Genomic DNA, 16946 nt, shown 5'->3' with positions numbered 1-16946 from the left:
ATTCTGACCAACACGAGGGGGAGGCGATCGAGTGGGGATGCTTGGAGTGCGCGCGCTGACGGCGCCGATCCGCCCCCGCGGCCCTGCCACCCTCCTGCTCTGGCTGGCGTGGACGCTGGTGGCCGGCGCGGCCGTCGCGTCTCTGCTCACCGGCTTCGGCCCGCCGAGCGCGGTCAGCGGCTGGTTGAACGTGCTCGCCCAGTGGGCGGCGGTCGTGCTCTGCTGGGTGGAGGTGCGACGGGCCGGTTCCGGGCGCGTCCTCGAGCCGCTGGTGGCCACGGCCGTGACCGCCTTCGCCGCCGGTCACGCCACCTACCTGCTGACAACGGATGCCGCCGCTCCGCATCCGTTCCCGTCGGGGGCAGACGTGGGCCATCTGGTGTTCAACCCCCTGATCCTGGCGGCGCTCTTCGTGCTGGTCTACCGGCAGCTGCGCACTCTCTCCTGGCTGGTGACGCTCGACAGCGCCGTCGGGGTCTTCGGCGCGGCCGCCGTGCTGTCGGTCGTCGTCGGCCCGATCCTGGCCGCCGGGAGCGGCGCGCCGTCGCCGGAGGCGCTGCTGGCGGTGGCCTACCCGTCCTGGGACCTGACCATGGTGGCCGTGGTCACGGGCATCGCCGCGGCGCACGGCCTGAGCGTCGGCCGCAACTGGAACCAGCTGATCCTCGGCCTGCTGATCTTCACGGTCGCCGACTGCCTGTTCGCCTTCCGGGCCACCGGCCCCGGCTACGTGATCGGCACCCCGCTGGACCTGGGCTGGACCGTCGGCCTCCTGCTCGTGGCAGTCTGGCTGCGCGGGTCGACGGCGTCCCGGGCGGAGGCGGCCCCTCCGGTTCGCGGTGCGTGGGCGATGGTGGTGCCCTCGATGGCCACTGTGTGCGGCATCGCGGTGCTGGTGCTGGCCAGCCAGGTGCGGGTGCCCGTCACCGCGGTGGTGCTGGCCAGCCTGGCCCTCGTCGGAGCGTCGATTCGCACCATTGTCGCGTTCGGCGAGCTGCGGCGCACGGTGAACCTGCTCGCGCAGACCCGCACCGACGAACTGACCGGCCTGCTGAACCGGCGGGCACTCTACGCGGATGTCCCCGGGCTCTTGGAGGACGGGGGCCGCCGCGCCCTGCTCCTGCTGGACCTGGACCGGTTCAAGGAGGTCAACGACAGTCTCGGCCACGACGCCGGGGACCGGCTCCTCCTACAGGTCAGCGCGCGGCTGGCGCAACTGGCGGGCGCCGGAGACCTGCTGGCCCGGCTCGGCGGCGACGAATTCGCGATCCTGCTCGACGGGGCGGGCGAGGCCGAGGCGGAGGTGGTCGCCGTCACCCTGCGGGACGCGCTCGCGGTACCGTTCACCCTGGCCGGGATCGCCCTGACGACCACCGCCAGCGTCGGCATCGCCCTGTTCCCGCAGCAGGGTGCCGACCTCACGGTGCTGCTGCGCAAGGCGGACATGGCGATGTACAAGGCCAAGTCCTCCCGCACGGGACACCACGTCTACCGCCCCATCGACGACAGTCACGGGGACAAGCGGCTGCGCACCCTGGAGGAGCTGCGCAGCGCGCTGGTCGACGACGAGTTCGTGTTGCACTACCAACCGAAGATCGACCTGCAGAGCGGTGCCGTGCGGGGGGTCGAGGCGCTCGTGCGGTGGCAGCACCCCACCCGCGGGCTGCTCTATCCGGATGCCTTCCTGGCCGTGGTCGAGGAATCCGGCCTCATGCACGACCTGACCCAGGTGGTGCTGGCCGAGGCGCTGAACCAGGCGGCACGCTGGCACCGGAGCGGAAAGCCCCTGTCCGTGGCCGTCAACTTCTCGGCCAGCTCGCTGGTCGACGAGAGCCTGCCCGAACGGATCGGGGAGATGCTCCGAACGCGCGGCCTGCCGGCTTCGGCGCTGCAGGTGGAGGTCACCGAGGATTTCCTGATGTCGGACCGAGGCCGAGCCCACGACATCCTGACCCGGGTGCGGAGCCAGGGCATCCGGATCGCCGTCGATGATTTCGGCACCGGTTACAGCTCCCTCGCCTATCTGCGCGACCTGCCCATCGACCAGCTCAAGCTGGACCGGTCGTTCGTGACCCCGATGACGACGGATGCCCGCGCCTCGGCCCTGGTCTCCTCGACCGTGGTCCTGGCCCACAGCCTGGGCCTGACGATGGTGGCGGAGGGGATCGAAGACGGGGAGGCCTTCGCGGTCCTGGCCGGCTACGGCTGTGACGAGGGCCAGGGGTACTTCATGTCGAGGCCGGTTCCCCCGGACCAGCTCGATCGATGGCTCACCGACCGCGAAGCGGACGCCGCAGTGGGCGCCCCGGCCCGGCGGCGGACACTCAGCCCCGCCGCCGAACCCGCGGGCTGATCCCAGCCGCCCACCCCCGTTCTGGGGTGTGCCGCACGACGCCCGTGGCTCTGGCCCTCCGGCGGCCTCCGCTAGCGTGAAGACAACGGCAAGCGGGGGGAGCGATACACGTGAACGCTCCCGGCTCCGACCGGCCCGACGGCCATCGGCCCCGGCCGGCTTCCTGGCTGATCCGCTTCATGTGGCTGCTCCTGGCCGCCTACTTGGCCGGTCTGCTCCTGCAGGGCTCCGGGTTCAGCCCCCTGGTCAATGGCTGGCTGGGCACTTCGACGCAGTGGCTGCCCGCGCTGGTGTGCTGGGCGGCCGTGCTCCGCGCCGACACCGGTCGGCTGCAGCTGGCGCTGGTTGCGGCGGGCGTCACCGCTTTCGCGGTCGGCTACAGCTACTTCGTGGCGCTCGGCTCGGATGCGCTGCCGTTCCCGTCGTTGGCGGACATCGGTTACCTGCTGTTCTACCCACTGATCCTGGCCGGGCTGGCCGTGCTGGCGCACCGCCAGCGCGGGGAACTGCCGCGGTCGGTCCTGGTCGACGGCGCCATCGGATCGCTCGGCGCGGCATCCGTTCTCGCCGTGGGGCTCAACCCGATCATCGAGTCCGCCGTGACCGGGCCGATGTCCCTGGCCTCCGCGATCGCGGCCGGGTACCCGCTGCTCGACCTGCTGCTCATCTCGGTGATCACCGGCATCGCGGCGGTACGAGGGCTCGACGTCGGCGGCCGCTGGTCCCTCTTCGTACTCGGGCTGCTCGCCTTCACGGCGACCGACGTGTCCTACGCGTTCGAGGTGGCCGGTGACACCTATCGGGTCGGCACGCCCACGGATGCGGGCTGGGCGCTCGGGATGGCGCTGATCGCGGTCTGGGCGGGCGACCTCGCGCGTCCCGGCTCCCGGCCCAGTCGCCCGCTGACCGGCGCGTGGACGCTCCTGGTTCCCGGGCTGGCCACGGTGGCGGGTATGGGGGTCCTCGTCCTCGGCACCCAGGTGCCCATCTCGCCGCCGGCCGTGATCCTTGCCGCGGTGACCCTGGTGCTCGGTGCGGTCCGCACCCAGCTGGCGTCCCGCCAGATCGGACGGATGGCCGACCTGCGGCGCCAGGCCAGCACGGACGACCTGACCGGGCTGCCGAACCGGCGGGCCCTCCGAGCCGAAGCCCTCGTCCGCCTCGCGCCGGGCACCAGCCGGCCGTGCGCGCTGCTGCTGCTCGACCTGGACCGGTTCAAGGAGGTCAACGACAGCCTCGGGCACGACGTCGGCGACCTGCTGCTGGTGCAGGTGGGGTCTCGGCTGAGTCGGCGGCTGCGGGCCGGCGACCTGCTCGCTCGGCTGGGCGGGGACGAGTTCGCGGTGCTGCTCGACGGAGCCGACCAGGAGAGCGCCGTGGCCGTGGCCCGGCAGCTGGACCAGGTGCTGGCCGAGCCGTTCACGCTCGAGGGCATCGCGCTGGAGACCAAGGTCAGCATCGGCATCGCCCTGTTCCCCGACCAGGGCGATGACCTCAAGGCGCTGCTACGCAAGGCCGACATGGCCATGTACAAGGCCAAGTCCGCGCGCAGCGGACACCACGTCTTCAACGGAGCCGACGACAGTCACGGCGACGCCCGGCTTCGGCTGCTGGAGGAGCTGCGCCTGGCGTTGACCCATGACCAGCTGGTGCTGCACTACCAGCCCAAGATCGCGCTGGGCTCCGGCGAGGTGCTCGGCGTGGAGGCCCTCGTGCGGTGGCAGCACCCTAGTCGGGGGCTCCTGGCCCCCGACGCGTTCCTGACCCTGGCCGAGGAAGCCGGGCTGATGCGCGAGCTGACTCGAATCGTGCTCTGCACGGCGCTGGACCAGGCCGGCGCCTGGCGGGCGCAGGGCACGCCGCTGACCGTCGCCGTCAACATGTCGCCCAGTTCCCTGATCGAGGCGGATTTTCCCGAACGGATCGACGCCATGCTCTCGCTGCGGGGACTCTCGCACTCGGACCTGATGCTCGAGATCACCGAGGACTTCCTGATGGCCGACCGGGACCGGGCCAGGGATGTGCTGGAACGGCTGCAGGCCAGCGGCATCCGTATCGCCGTGGACGATTTCGGCACCGGGTACAGCTCCCTCGCCTACCTCAGGGACCTGCCGATCGACGAACTCAAGCTCGACAAGTCCTTCATCATGCGGATGGCCGGCGACGACCGGGCCGCGGCGCTGGTGGCGTCCATCATCCACCTGGGACACAGCCTCGGCCTGAGCCTGGTCGCGGAGGGAGTCGAGGATGCGCTCGCCTACGAGATGCTCCGCGGCTACGGCTGCGATGAGGCGCAGGGCTTCCACATGTCGCGGCCCCTGCCGGCCGCCCGGTTGGACGAGTGGCTCGCCGCCCGCGAGCTGAGCGTCGCCGATTCCCGCTCCGATANGCTCCTATTGTTGTCAAGCGCTGACTTTCGGTTGTTCACTGAGCCATGTGCGGTAGCGCTCAGAAAGGACTCGATCTTGGGTGGCGCCGCGTTCAATCCGCGAGATGGCTTTGGGCCAGGCGCTCAGCTCGAGTGCTACTGCGGTCTGGGTGAGGTGCAATGCGAGGCGCCGTGGACGCAGGTCGTTGGTTAGCAGGCCAGGTCGTTGGTTAGCAGGCCGGGCCGTGGGTTTTGCAGGACGCGGTATATTTCGCGGGCGACGTAGCGGTTGATCGATCTCGACGAACCACCCATTTCCATAGCCATCCTGCTCAAGACTCCAGAACTGAATCACTCAAAGTCCCTCCGGAGCTTTAACAAGAGCGCCGTCTCGCTCAAGAAGAAACTAACTTCTGTCGAGACGGCCGCGTTGGCCCGCGAAGCTGCGGTCGTCAAGAAAGCGGCTGACGATGCTGCCGCTGCCGCTGCCCAGGCCGCGGCTGACGCCCAGGCCGCGGCTGACGCCCAGGCCGCGGCTGACGCCCAGGCCGCCGCAGCAGCACAAGCTGCAGCGGATGCGCAGGCTGCGGCTGACGCACAAGCGGCGGACGATGCGCGCGCTGCGGCAGAGGAGCGAGCTGCCTCTGTCCCCGTTCCGGTAAGCCCCCCGCCGTCCTCGGGGAGCGTCGATAAGTACACGGGGTGTCGGGCCTATGGACCTAACGGCACGTCAATCGACGATAAGGGACGCCCGTACACCAAGATTCCGTGTTAGCTGGGTCAGGGGATCTTCAAGACCGTCTGCGGTCGGGTCGTGCCCTGCAGGTGCTCCCTTCTCGGAAAAACGACGTTGGTTGCCATCGCTTACGGGATTGGGATTTAGCGGCGCGTTAAACAGAGAATGCCCGTCTTATCAGGGAAAATTGTTACTTACCACAGTCACAATTCGCTGAGTCAGAAGGGCATCTCGTAGATGCAAGTTTCGCACACCGCCGCCGCCGTGTCCGCGTCATTCGATGGTTCCAACCTCGTTTCGTCGGCGGGTTTGGTGCCCGCGATGAAACTGGCCGAGAAAGCAGGCCTGCTTAGCCTGGCCGACAGGTGGTTGAGCGTAGCCACCGACAAGGGTGCGAACGCCGGCCTGAAGGTCGTCTCGCTGGTTGCCGGGATGCTCGCCGGTGCGGATGCCATTGATGACATGACCGTGCTCCGTCACGGCGGGATGCGGAAACTCTTCGCCCAGCTTTATGCCCCGTCAACGCTCGGGTCGTTCCTGCGCGCGTTCACCTTTGGCCATGTGCGTCAGCTGGACGCGATCGCGTCCCGGTTCCTGATCAGTCTCGCCGCTCTGAGCCCTCTGATCAGCCCGGAACCCGATGGCGACTATGTGTTCCTGGACGTGGACGACACCATCATCGAGGTCCACGGGCACCAGAAACAAGGCGCCAGCTTCGGCTACTCCGGCGTCCGCGGGCTCAACGCGATCCTCGCCACTGTGAAGACGGCCACCGGCACCCCGATCATCCTCGCCCAACGCCTGCGCCGGGGCGCCGCCTCGTCCCCGCACGGCGCGACCCGGCTGATCCGCGACGCCCTCGCCACCCTCAGCCGCCTGCCCGGGATAGGAACCGCCCGGGTCCTGTTCCGCGCCGATTCCGCGTTCTACACTTTCGTGGCCATCCACGCCGCTATGGCTGGCGGCGCGGACGTCTCTGTCACTGCCCGCCTCGATTCCGCCGTCAGGAAGCGCATCGCGGCCATCCCGGCAACCGGGTGGACGCCGATCAAGTACACCCATGCGATCTTCGACGAGGACACCCGAACCTGGATCTCTGACGCCGAGGTCGCCGAGATCCCCTACACCGCGTTCACCTCACGGAAGAAAGCGGACCACATCCTCGGTCGCCTCGTCGTGCGCCGGATCCCGGAGCTGAACAAGCAGAAACTCGCCGGCCAGACCACACTCTTCGACCTGCACCGCTTCCACGCGTTCTTCACCACCAGCACCCTGGACACGGTCACCGCGGATAAAACCCACCGCGCCCATGCGGCCATCGACCTCGTGAATTCCGACCTGAAGAACAGCGCCCTGGCCCACCTGCCCTCCGGTGTGTTCGCAGCCAACGCGGCCTGGCTGGCCCTGGCCGTCATCGCTTTCAACCTCACCCGCGCCGCCGCGGTGACCGCCGGCACCGGTCTGGCCCGGGCCACGACCGCGACCATCCGCCGGAAACTGATCAACATCCCCGCGAGGACCGCCTCGTCAGCCCGGCGCATCACACTGCACCTGCCCGAGAACTGGCCCTGGGAAACCGGCTGGGCCCACCTCTTCGACCACGCCTTCGCACCACCGAGCCCAACCCCGACCTGACCCGCCCGCCCCGACCCGGGCACACCCTGGAAACCAAGTGGAACAACGCGAGCAGCGAGGCTCAGCGCACAACCACGCCCCAGCACGCCGCCGCAACTCAAATCAGAAAACGACTCCCAACCTCAGCCGGTCGGTGGAATGAGGCTTAGGACAGCGTCGAACTGAGCAGCAGACTCGTCTCGCTGTTAACGACGCCCTCGACGGAGCGAATCTGGCCGAGTAGCCGGTCGAAGTTGCTCAGCGTGTCGGTCCGGATCTCGGCCACCAGGTCCCAGCCGCCGTTCGTGGTGTGTAGCGCCCGGACTTCGGGAAAGCCGCGAAGTTGGCTGATCGCCCGATCTGTTGAACGCCCCTCGACCTCGATGAGCGCGATCGCCCGGATTGAGTCGGGATCCCGCTCTTCGCGAACCCGGACGGAGAATCCGATGACGGTGCCCGAGTCCAGAAGCCGCTGCAGCCGGATGTTCACCGTTGCCCTCGTGACTCCGAGGTCATGGGCAAGCGTGGTGACGGGGGTTCGCCCGTCCGCCCGCAGCGCGCCGATTAGGCGGCGATCGAGGTCATCGAGCGTATGCATGATTCACACTGTACAGCCAGGGGAACCATCTTGAAAGATTAATGGAACATATCTGCTCGTTCTGCTCGTTACGCGTTCACATTGCCTGGTCATAGGCTAATTACAGAAAACAAAAAGAAGGTTGTCGTGGTGCGTTTTATGAACGTAAAGAACATCACCGCCCGGCCGTTCGGCTTCGACATCGTCGTGGTAACGAGCGTGCGGGACGCGGTGGCGGGCGCCGACATCATCACGACCTCCACTACTGATGAGACCCAGGCGGCGGGGCGCACTCACTACGACTAGATCGCCATCTTCGACTCGGTCGATTTTGTCATCGAGGACTTTTCGGTGCTGCGCTACCTGCGCGATTCAGTCGCCGGTGCCTCATTCTTCGTCGAACTCGATCCGATCGCCGGTCCCTTCGATCCCAAGAACCTTTTCGGTCTGGTCGCTGACGCTATTGTCTCGATTTCTGCTCGGCCGTAAGCGCTGGCTCTTTGGGGCGGTGATCGGCGTGCCGTCAATGTTAAGTTCAACCACTGCGTTTTTAAAATCTGATCAGGCATTGCCCTGCGTCGGTTTCTGACACGCTCCACCGAAATGCACGGCAGATTTCAAGAACATCCATTTCAAGAACATCCGTGAACTCGTCACTTAGTTCCCTCGGCTGCTAAGCCCGGAAATCTTTCGACCTGACGATCGGATGTCACATATCCGTATCAACGCCGGAGGTCATCATGGTCCAACCAAGGTCCGAGGTCGGGTCTGTCCCGACCGAGCCCGAGGGGCGCACAACCGAGCGCGCCCTGTCCCTGCCTCAGTCGACTGCACTGATTATGGGCAGTATCATCGGTGTCGGCATCTTCTCGCTGCCCTACGCATTATCGGCGTATGGCCCGATCAGCCTGGTCGCCATGGGCCTCGCCACCGTCGGGGCGGTCGCGCTTGCGCTGATGTTCGCGGTGATGTCGCGACGCCTGCCGGCTGCCGGCGGACCGTATGCCTATGCACGCTCAGGGTTCGGCAACGCGGCCGGGTTCGTTAACGCCTGGTCCTACTGGATCACGGCATGGGCGGGCAACGCGGCGATCGTCGTCGGCTGGGTGTACTACGTCGAGCACTTCCTAAACAAGGACGGCGCGGTCGGCTGGTCCATCCTGATTGCCCTCGTCGGGTTGTGGATCCCGGCCGTGATCAACCTGACTGGCGTGCACGCGATGGGTTCGGTCCAAGTCTGGACGACGGTGTTGAAGTTCATTCCGCTGGCCATCATGTCGACCGTCGGGTTGTTCTTCATCAAGGCGGGGAACTTCACGCCGTGGAACCTCAGCGGTGACAGCAGCCTGTCGGCGATCGGTGGAGCGATGGCGATCGCACTGTTCAGCTATTTGGGCGTCGAGACCGCGGCCGTTGCCGCGGCGAAGGTCCGCGATCCCGAACGGAATGTCCCGAAGGCGACCATCTACGGCACGCTCGCTAGCGCCATCGTCTACCTGCTGTCGATGGTTGCCGTGTTCGGCATCGTGCCCGCCTCGCAGTTGGCTATGGACGTGAACAAGGCGTCCTACTCCGTCGCGGCCAACTCGATCGTCGGCGGCGGTTCCTGGGCCGGGGACTTGGTGGCGTTGGCCGTCATCGTCTCCGGTATCGGCGCGCTGAACGGCTGGACAATGATCTGCGCGGAGATGCCGTTGGCTGCCGCGAAGGACGGGCTGTTCCCGGCGCGGTTCGGGAGCCTGTCGCGGCGCCGGGTTCCGGCCTTCGGGATCATCGCGTCCACCGCGCTGGCTTCGGTCGCCGTGGTGATCAGCTATCTGGGAACCAGCGGCTCAACGGTGTTTACCACCCTGGTCCTGATGACCGGGATCACGGCGGCCGTGCCCTACGCATTCTCCGCCTTGGCCCAGATCAAGTGGCGTTGGCGGGACAGCCACCCAGTCCACACGTCGAGGTTCGCGTTCGATGTGTCGGTGGCGGTCGTGGCGCTGATCTTCTCGGTCGCCTTCATCTACTACTCCAGGAACACCAGCGACTTGTGGTACGTCGTCTGGGGCCCGTTCCTGATGGCCGGCGGCGCGTTCGTCGTCGGGATCCCGGTCTACCTTGCGCAGCGGCACCGGATGACTAAGCCGGCCCCCGTGCCCGAGTACCGCTGAGCATTTACACCATCAATATAGTAAGGAATAGCCATGCCATTTCGTGTTGAATCCGAAGTAGGAGTGCTGCGCCAGGTGATCGTCCACCGCCCGGGTCTCGAGCTCAGCCGGCTGACCCCGGACAACGTCGACGACCTGCTCTTCGACGACGTCATGTGGGCCGATCGGGCTAGGGAGGAGCACGACGCGTTCGTCGGCCAGCTCAGAGAGCGCAACGTGACGGTGCACTACTTCCGCGAACTGCTCGCCGCGGCGCTGGACGCGCCGGGTGCCCGGGAGTTCCTGCAGAAGTGTCTGACCACGGCCATCCGGTTCGGGCCCGCGCTGGACAAGCCGCTGGAGCGGATCGTCGACCAAACGTCGTCGGAGGTGCTTTCCGAGCTCCTGATCGGGGGCGTGCTCAAGAGTGACGTCATGCCGATGCTGCACACGCCCAGCCTTCTGATGGAGTCCCTCGGCATCGACGACTTCCTGCTGCGGCCTCTGCCGAACCACCTGTTCCAGCGCGATAACTCGGCCTGGATCTACGGCGCCCTGAGCATCAACCCGATGGCCAAGCAGGCCCGCAAACGCGAGACCATCAACTCCCGCCTGATCTACAAGTTCCACCCGATGTTCCGCGACGCCGGGCTGGAGATCGTCTACGGCGACGATTCCCTGCCCCACGAGCCCGCTACCGTCGAGGGCGGCGACGTGCTCGTGATCGGTAATGGGGTGCTGATGATCGGGATGGGCGAGCGGACCTCGCCCCAGGGGGTCGAGACACTGGCCCGACTGCTCTTCCAAGGCGGCCATGTCCGCCAGGTGATCGTCGTCGAGCTGCCGAAGGAGCGGGCGTTCATGCACTTGGACACCGCCATGACAATGGTCGACAGCGACGCGTTCTCCGTTTATCCGTACCTGCCCGAGACGCTGCGCGCGTTCATGCTCACCCCGGTGGGGTCCGGCGGCGACTACGACATTACGGAGCACACGGACCTGTTTCCTCTCGTGGCCGAGGCCCTCGGCGTCGACAAGGTCCGGGTCCTGCGCACCCCAATCGATCGCGCGGGTGCGCAGCGAGAGCAGTGGAACGATGGGAACAACTTCCTCGCCGTTTCCCCCGGCGTCGTGCTGGGTTATGAGCGGAACACGACCGCCAATCGATACCTCGCCGACGAGGGCATCGAAGTCGTACCCGTCGTGGGATCCGAGCTCGGCCGCGGCCGCGGCGGTCCGCGATGTCTGTCCTGTCCAATCGAAAGAGATGCGGTGATCCTGTGAGCTTTAACCTGCACAACCGGAGTTTCCTTAAGGAAGTCGACTTCACCCCGAAGGAATGGAAGTTCCTCCTCGGGCTGGCCGCGGACCTCAAGGCAGCCAAATACGCCGGCACTGAGCTGCCGCGGCTAACCGGGAAGAACATCGCCCTCATCTTCGAGAAGACCTCCACCCGGACCCGCTGCGCCATGGAGGTCGCCGCGCACGACCAGGGCGCCCACGTGACCTACCTCGATCCGAGCGGGTCACAGATGGGGCACAAGGAGTCCGTTAAGGACACCGCGCGGGTGCTGGGCGGGATGTTCGACGCCATCGAGTATCGCGGCTCGGCGCAGACCAACGTCGAGACGCTGGCCGCATCGTCGGGTGTGCCGGTGTGGAACGGGTTGACGGACGAGTGGCATCCCACCCAGGCGCTGTGCGACATGCTCACGATGCGCGAGCACTCCACCAAGAACGACCACGAGATCGCCTTCGCGTACCTCGGAGACGCGCACAACAACGTCGCGAACTCGCTGCTGGTGGCAGGGGCGCTGATGGGCATGGACGTGCGCATCGTGGCCCCCCGCCAGCTGTGGAACACCGACGATGTGATCGCGGCCGCCCAGACGATCGCCGAGAGCACGGGCGCGCGGCTGACCCACACTGAGGACGTCGCCGAGGGCGTGGCCGGGGTCGACTTCATCTACACCGACATCTGGGTCTCCATGGGCGAGCCCAAGGAAACTTGGGACGAACGCATCGCCGCCCTGCTTCCCTACCAGGTCACCGCGGACGTCTTGGCTAAGACCAGCAACCCCGACGTCAAGTTCATGCACTGCCTGCCGGCGTTCCACGACCGGAACACGGCCGTCGGGGAACAGCTGTTCAAGCAGACCGGCCTCGGCGAGCTCGAGGTCACGGACGAGGTGTTCGAGTCGTCCAGCTCCATCGTGTTCGCTCAGGCCGAGAACCGGATGCACTCGATCAAGGCGATCATGGTCGCCACCCTGGGTTCCTGATGCGCATCGTGGTCGCTCTCGGCGGCAACGCGCTCCAGGAGCGCGGCGCCCCGATGACGGTGCAAAACCAGCGTGCCAACGTCGCCAAGGCGTGCGCCGCGCTGGCGCCAATCGCCCAGGAGCATCAGCTGGTGATCTCCCACGGCAACGGGCCGCAGGTCGGGCTGCTCGCGCTCCAGGCGGCCGCCTACGACCACACGTCCGAGTACCCTTTCGACGTCTTGGGCGCCCAGACCGAGGGAATGATCGGGTACATGATCGAACAAGAACTCGGCAACCGACTCCCGTTCGAAAAGTCGATCGCGACGATCCTGACAATGACCGAGGTGGACCCGGCGGACCCGGCGTTCACGGACCCGACGAAGTTTGTCGGGCCGGTGTACGACGCCGACGAGGCGCGTCGCCTGGCGGTGCTGCGGGGGTGGGTCGTCAAACCCGACGGCGACCACTGGCGTCGGGTGGTGCCCTCGCCCATGCCGCAGCGGATCTTCGAGCTGAGCACGATCAAAACGCTGGTGGAGGCCGACACGGTGGTGATCTGCGCCGGCGGCGGTGGCATACCCACCATGTACCAGCCCGGCTCCCGCAAACTCATCGGCGTCGACGCCGTGATCGACAAGGACCGGGCCAGCGCGGTGCTGGCCCGGGACCTCAAGGCCGACTCCCTAGTGATCGCCACCGACGCGGACGCCGTCTACACCGGCTGGGGGACGCCAGAACAGCGCGCCATCATGCTCGTCCACCCGGACACGCTCGCGAACTTCGACTTCCCGGCGGGCTCGATGGGACCCAAGGTTGAGGCTGCGATCGACTTCGCCCGCAACACCGGTCGCGACGCCTTCATCGGATCCCTGACAGAATTGCCCGCGCTCCTGGACGGAACCGCGGGTACCCGGGTCTCCGTGACAGCCAACGGCGTGGCCTACCGCTGACCCCGCCGCGGTCCCACGACGCCGGTCCACGGCGGCTGACGGGGACGACAGAAACCTGCCCGGGCCGACTCAACGGTCCGGGCAGGTGCGCGTATACGGCAGGTTGGGCAGCGCGGCCTTCTCCCGCAACCAGGTCATGACAGGAGGAACGGCCTCGACAATAAAGTTGGCGATTGGAGTCAAAACGCGAATCAGTTCGCCGATTTTCTCAACCAGCAACGTGCGTGGCTCGACGCTGAAATCCTCGCGTCTGAGCTTTCACGGAATCCCAATCCGCAAGAAGATCATATAAGTTCGGCGATCCCATTGATCTTGACAAGGATAAGGAACGAAACCCGGGCTGGCCGCCAATCAGAGGACGCGCTTGATTGAACGCGGCCTCGAACTCGACCTTGGGACCGGCCAGCACCGAAAAAAATGCATGCTCAAGGATCATGCCCTCGGCCTCTCAGACCTGCTCCGGAGCCAAATCGGCGGGAGGTCAGTGGGTCCCGCTTAGCCTCAATACCGTTCAGTTGAGGCTTTGCGTGTTTCTGCGTCTTTGTCACGGACCTGCGCGAAGCTCGGAATCCGGCTGACACACTCAGCACCTTACCAACCTCAGGGTCGCGGGAAGATCGAGCGGTTCTTCAATACCGTGAACTCGCAGTTCCTCACCGAGATCACCACCGTCGACACCAAAACGGGCGAGGTCGATGCGGGGGTGGGCAGCATGGTGACGTCGTTGGATGAATTGAATGCGTCGTTCACGTCGTGGGTGGAGATGGTTTACCACCAGGCCGTGCACTCCACGACCGGGCAAACACCGTGGCAACGCTGGGATGCCAGCTGGGTGGGCCGCAAACCGGTGCGGAAATCGCGGGATGATATCGCGGAAGCGTTCCAGTGGTCAGCGATCCGCACGGTGACGAAGTCCGCGACCGTGTCGTTGCAGTCCAACACCTATCAAGTCGATCAACTCCTCGTCGGCAAACGCGTCGAGCTGATCTATGACCCCTTCGACCTCGCCGGGCTGATCACCGTCTCGGCTGGCAGCGGCGTCCCGGCCGGCATCGCCGTGCTGAGCGAAATCCGCCGCCACGTCCAGAAGAAGGCCGCGTCTGCCGCAGCCGACACCGCCGAGACCGGCGCGAAGAACGCCGCGTCCGGCATCGACTACCTGCGCCTGGTCGAGACCCGGCACAAGGGCACCATGGCCGGGGAACCGATCAGCTTCGTCAGAGCGTCCGCCTCGAAACGGGCCGCGGTCGTCTTCGTGCCGACCATTCAGGAGGCCGCCCGATGAGTATTGACACCCTGCAATCGCACTACGGTTTCACCCGCATGCCCTTCGCCCGCGATATCCCGCCGCAGGCCTTGAACCCGTACCCGTCGCATCGGGAAGCGATCGCGCGGATTGATTGGTGCGTCAGTCAACGCCAGCTCGGCTTGATCAGCGGCGAAGTCGGCGCCGGCAAAACCGTCGCCGTCCGTGCTGCCCTCGCCGGCCTCGAGCCGTCCCGGCACCAGGTCATCTACATTCCCGACCCGACGATCACGATGCGCGGCATCCACACCCGCATCGTCACCGCGCTCGGCGGCACCCCCGCGTTCTTCTCCGGCGTCCTCGCCTCCCAAACCGCCGAACTCCTCGCCGGCGAACTCGACGAACGCGCCCGCCTGCCCGTGGTCGTGATCGATGAAGCCCACCTGCTCACCAACACCGACCTCGAAGCGCTCCGCATGCTCACCAACAGCGACATGGACACCGGGTCACACTTCGCGATGCTCCTCATCGGCCAGCCCACCCTGCGGCGCCGGCTCAAGCTCGCGGTGCTCTCGGCGCTGGATCAACGCATCTCCACCCGCTACACAATCACCGGGATGAACGCCGCGGACACCACCGATTACATCCGCCCAATACGCGTCGGCGCAGATCACCGAGTTCGCCGCCGCACATGGCATCACCCGGTCGATGGGATACACCGGAATCTGCTGGGACAACGCCATGGCCGAGAGCTTCTTCGTGACCTTGAAAACCGAGTTCTATCCAACTCGCCGCTTAACCCGTGTCCACTCTCCGGGGTCAAGGTCAGTCGCGCACGCAGTGGATTCGTCGGCCAAACCAGGAATTCTAGAATACGCGTGGAACCGTGGCCGTCATTTTGGGAGCCTCGGCCTCCGCACCCGTAAAACTTGGCCCAGCGTATTAGCCGCTGTGGCGTCGGGGTTGTAGGTGATGGTGTCGAGGTTGTATTCGAGGTACACGAACTGGTCGTGCGGGGCAGTGGGGTGCCAACGGCCCTCGCCGCGGGTGGCGAGTCGCCGGGTGCCGAAAGCTCGGTAGTCGCTCACGGGTGTCGACCAGGGTTGAGGGGTGAAGGTGGAGCCGTCCGGGGTGGTGCTCATCCGGTCGTCGGAGATGAAGTCGACGAGGTCGCCGTCGCGGAAGGTCAGGTCGGCGGTCACGGTCTGCGCACCGTTGGTGAATACCCCGCGGACATGGTTGTCGTCGAGGGGCTGCCAGACGATGGGGGCGTCAATGAGCGCCGCGGGTGCGAGGATGCAGAGGTCGTTGAACAGTGTCACGGTTTCGGCCCGGTCCATCTCCGGCCCTGCAGCATTTGCCATCGGCAGCATCGAGCACAGCTTGACGCGCATGGTGGCGGTGCGCCCGACGAGGACGTGGAGGACGTCGACCGGCAGGCCGAACATCGTGGCGTCCATCCAGAACAACCGGCTGGGCGCGGGCCCGTAGGTGTTGACCTGCTCGCCGGTGTAAGTCATCCATCGCGACGTGGCGCTGGCACGTATCCGGCCGTGAATTTTGGCGCGCAGGGAAGACACCCGGGGTTGACCGACGGCGCCGGAGCGCCGCACGTGCTCGGCGACCAGCTCTGGCAGGTGGGCCAGGTCGGCTTCGGTCAGGGCCACGCCGGAGCGCGGTTGGGCTTCGCTGAGCGCGGCCTGAACGCGACGCCGGTACTCGGCACGGTAACTCGTGGGGCCGTGGGACACGAAGGTGTATCCCAGAGTGGCCAACAGCAGGAGGTTTGCCAGCGTGCCTGTTTTGGCGTCGCTCCATGAGGTCAGGATTGCGGTCTGCGAGATCAGGACGCCCGCGGTGCCGGCGACCCACCACATGCGATTGCGGGCTGCGAGCAGCACACCGGTCGCTATGACTGCGATCGCGGCGGTCAACCAGACCAGGCCGAGCGCCGGTTCGATCGGCTCGGTGAGAGCTTTCACCTCCGCCCAGCCGAACCCTTTGGCTGCGCCGAGCAGATGGATGAGACCGTGCCCGACGAGCACGACAACGACGATCCACCGCATGAAGGTTCTCATCGGGTCGCGTCCCGAATCTGGCGGGGGAAAGGGTTTTCGACGCGGTTTGTTCGGGTGCCTGACATGGGTGTGCCTTCGTTTTCGTGGGGGTGGGGTGAGTTGCCGATATCGTTCATTCATCGCGACCCGAGGCGAGGTCCTTCACGCCCGAGAAGCAGTTCTCGCGCACCCGTGCTTCGCCTCGACGAGAATCATCAAGGCCTCGCCCAGCACGCCGTCGTAGGCCGTCGCTTCGGCCATTGCCTCGGATGGCATCGCGGGCGTGAGGACATCCAAGTCGGCGACGTCCCTCAGCACCGCGACTTGCGCCGGATTCTGAGGATCGACAAACGTTCGAATGTTAGTGACGCCGAGGGGGCCGAAGACCTCTTCGCGCTTCGGTGAGGCAAACCAATGATCCTTGTCCTTCACATCATGGTGGGCGATCACGGTTGGAATAACGCCTCCTCTCGACGGGGGCTAGGAATCACCATCGCCCACTGTGCAGAACGTTAGTAGTCGGTCCGCACCCGGGCAAGGCTTGGGTCAAGTCCAAATGTGTGGTGTAACGGGTTTTCCGCGTGATTCTTGGATTTCTAGGCGCTGAGGGCGCCGAGTTCGGTTGTGGGTTCCTCCTTGTCGG

At 66.2% G+C, this 16946-nt stretch carries 17 protein-coding genes; 12 read left to right on the top strand and 5 right to left on the bottom strand.

Going from position 1 to position 16946, the window contains the following annotated elements; translation table 11 throughout:
- The first annotated feature begins 37 nt into the window (after positions 1-37).
- The 4 genes from E3O49_RS04520 to E3O49_RS04505 all read left to right on the top strand — a co-directional run bounded on the left by E3O49_RS04520 (position 38) and on the right by E3O49_RS04505 (position 7092).
- Complete coding sequence (locus tag E3O49_RS04520) at positions 38-2353, top strand: putative bifunctional diguanylate cyclase/phosphodiesterase (RefSeq protein WP_241975887.1); 2316 nt, start codon at positions 38-40, stop codon at positions 2351-2353.
- 179 nt (positions 2354-2532) lie between these two features.
- Positions 2533-4935 (top strand): putative bifunctional diguanylate cyclase/phosphodiesterase, encoded by a 2403-nt coding sequence (locus tag E3O49_RS04515; protein WP_478213382.1) that lies wholly within the window; start codon positions 2533-2535, stop codon positions 4933-4935.
- Positions 4936-5010: 75 nt separating this feature from the next.
- On the top strand, positions 5011-5496 hold the full coding sequence (locus E3O49_RS16745; RefSeq protein WP_179954733.1) for a hypothetical protein: 486 nt from the start codon (positions 5011-5013) through the stop codon (positions 5494-5496).
- Positions 5497-5694: 198 nt separating this feature from the next.
- Positions 5695-7092, top strand: a complete 1398-nt coding sequence (locus E3O49_RS04505) for an IS1380 family transposase (protein WP_134365809.1) — start codon at positions 5695-5697, stop codon at positions 7090-7092.
- A gap of 145 nt (positions 7093-7237) precedes the next feature.
- Here the strand turns inward: E3O49_RS04505 and E3O49_RS04500 are convergent, their stop codons facing one another.
- Entirely contained in the window at positions 7238-7669 is a 432-nt protein-coding gene (locus tag E3O49_RS04500) for an Lrp/AsnC family transcriptional regulator (protein WP_134404351.1), read from the bottom strand.
- 138 nt (positions 7670-7807) lie between these two features.
- Between E3O49_RS04500 and E3O49_RS04495 the strand changes: the two genes are divergently transcribed.
- From E3O49_RS04495 to arcC, 6 genes are all read left to right on the top strand, one after another.
- Entirely contained in the window at positions 7808-7954 is a 147-nt protein-coding gene (locus E3O49_RS04495) for a hypothetical protein (protein ID WP_134365811.1), read from the top strand.
- A 45-nt stretch (positions 7955-7999) separates the two neighbouring features.
- Entirely contained in the window at positions 8000-8137 is a 138-nt protein-coding gene (locus E3O49_RS16475) for a hypothetical protein (protein WP_160141017.1), read from the top strand.
- A gap of 251 nt (positions 8138-8388) precedes the next feature.
- Positions 8389-9807 (top strand): APC family permease, encoded by a 1419-nt coding sequence (locus E3O49_RS04490; protein ID WP_134365812.1) that lies wholly within the window; start codon positions 8389-8391, stop codon positions 9805-9807.
- A gap of 33 nt (positions 9808-9840) precedes the next feature.
- Complete coding sequence (locus E3O49_RS04485; RefSeq protein WP_134365813.1) at positions 9841-11070, top strand: arginine deiminase; 1230 nt, start codon at positions 9841-9843, stop codon at positions 11068-11070.
- On the top strand, positions 11067-12068 hold the full coding sequence (argF, locus tag E3O49_RS04480; RefSeq protein WP_104171449.1) for an ornithine carbamoyltransferase: 1002 nt from the start codon (positions 11067-11069) through the stop codon (positions 12066-12068). The genes E3O49_RS04485 and argF overlap by 4 nt, the downstream gene beginning before the upstream one ends.
- Entirely contained in the window at positions 12068-13000 is a 933-nt protein-coding gene (gene arcC, locus E3O49_RS04475) for a carbamate kinase (protein WP_134365814.1), read from the top strand. The genes argF and arcC overlap by 1 nt, the downstream gene beginning before the upstream one ends.
- 69 nt (positions 13001-13069) lie before the next feature.
- Here the strand turns inward: arcC and E3O49_RS16470 are convergent, their stop codons facing one another.
- Positions 13070-13219: a hypothetical protein gene (locus E3O49_RS16470; RefSeq protein ID WP_160141016.1), complete on the bottom strand. Its 150-nt coding sequence runs from the start codon at positions 13217-13219 to the stop codon at positions 13070-13072.
- Positions 13209-13436, bottom strand: a complete 228-nt coding sequence (locus E3O49_RS04470; RefSeq protein ID WP_134365815.1) for an antibiotic biosynthesis monooxygenase family protein — start codon at positions 13434-13436, stop codon at positions 13209-13211. The genes E3O49_RS16470 and E3O49_RS04470 overlap by 11 nt, the downstream gene beginning before the upstream one ends.
- Before the next feature lie 87 nt (positions 13437-13523).
- Here E3O49_RS04470 and E3O49_RS04465 point away from each other — a divergent pair, with 87 nt between their 5' ends.
- Positions 13524-14285, top strand: a complete 762-nt coding sequence (locus tag E3O49_RS04465) for a Mu transposase C-terminal domain-containing protein (protein WP_134365816.1) — start codon at positions 13524-13526, stop codon at positions 14283-14285.
- On the top strand, positions 14282-15172 hold the full coding sequence (locus tag E3O49_RS04460) for an ExeA family protein (RefSeq protein ID WP_160141015.1): 891 nt from the start codon (positions 14282-14284) through the stop codon (positions 15170-15172). The genes E3O49_RS04465 and E3O49_RS04460 overlap by 4 nt, the downstream gene beginning before the upstream one ends.
- Here the strand turns inward: E3O49_RS04460 and E3O49_RS04450 are convergent.
- A complete protein-coding gene (locus tag E3O49_RS04450; RefSeq protein ID WP_134451054.1) occupies positions 15140-16324 on the bottom strand; it encodes a DUF6544 family protein in 1185 nt (394 codons plus the stop codon). The two genes, E3O49_RS04460 and E3O49_RS04450, sit on opposite strands and share 33 nt — an antisense overlap.
- Before the next feature lie 141 nt (positions 16325-16465).
- Positions 16466-16753: a hypothetical protein gene (locus E3O49_RS04445; protein WP_241978635.1), complete on the bottom strand. Its 288-nt coding sequence runs from the start codon at positions 16751-16753 to the stop codon at positions 16466-16468.
- Positions 16754-16946 lie beyond the last annotated feature (193 nt).

The organism is Cryobacterium shii, from assembly GCF_004402595.1.
Lineage (GTDB): Bacteria > Actinomycetota > Actinomycetes > Actinomycetales > Microbacteriaceae > Cryobacterium > Cryobacterium shii.
Note: the sequence above shows the minus strand (reverse complement) of the source record. Positions and strands in the feature narration are given on the sequence as shown.

Excerpts from the sequence above, each read along its gene's own strand:
- E3O49_RS04520 (WP_241975887.1), top strand. The coding sequence starts at position 38 with ATGCTTGGAGTGCGCGCGCTGACGGCGCCGATCCGCCCCCGCGGCCCT.
- E3O49_RS04460 (WP_160141015.1), top strand. The coding sequence starts at position 14,282 with ATGAGTATTGACACCCTGCAATCGCACTACGGTTTCACCCGCATGCCC.
- E3O49_RS04485 (WP_134365813.1), top strand. The coding sequence starts at position 9,841 with ATGCCATTTCGTGTTGAATCCGAAGTAGGAGTGCTGCGCCAGGTGATC.
- E3O49_RS04450 (WP_134451054.1), bottom strand. The coding sequence starts at position 16,324 with ATGAGAACCTTCATGCGGTGGATCGTCGTTGTCGTGCTCGTCGGGCAC.
- E3O49_RS04495 (WP_134365811.1), top strand. The coding sequence starts at position 7,808 with ATGAACGTAAAGAACATCACCGCCCGGCCGTTCGGCTTCGACATCGTC.
- E3O49_RS04470 (WP_134365815.1), bottom strand. The coding sequence starts at position 13,436 with ATGATCCTTGAGCATGCATTTTTTTCGGTGCTGGCCGGTCCCAAGGTC.
- E3O49_RS04505 (WP_134365809.1), top strand. The coding sequence starts at position 5,695 with ATGCAAGTTTCGCACACCGCCGCCGCCGTGTCCGCGTCATTCGATGGT.
- arcC (WP_134365814.1), top strand. The coding sequence starts at position 12,068 with ATGCGCATCGTGGTCGCTCTCGGCGGCAACGCGCTCCAGGAGCGCGGC.
- E3O49_RS04490 (WP_134365812.1), top strand. The coding sequence starts at position 8,389 with ATGGTCCAACCAAGGTCCGAGGTCGGGTCTGTCCCGACCGAGCCCGAG.
- E3O49_RS04500 (WP_134404351.1), bottom strand. The coding sequence starts at position 7,669 with ATGCATACGCTCGATGACCTCGATCGCCGCCTAATCGGCGCGCTGCGG.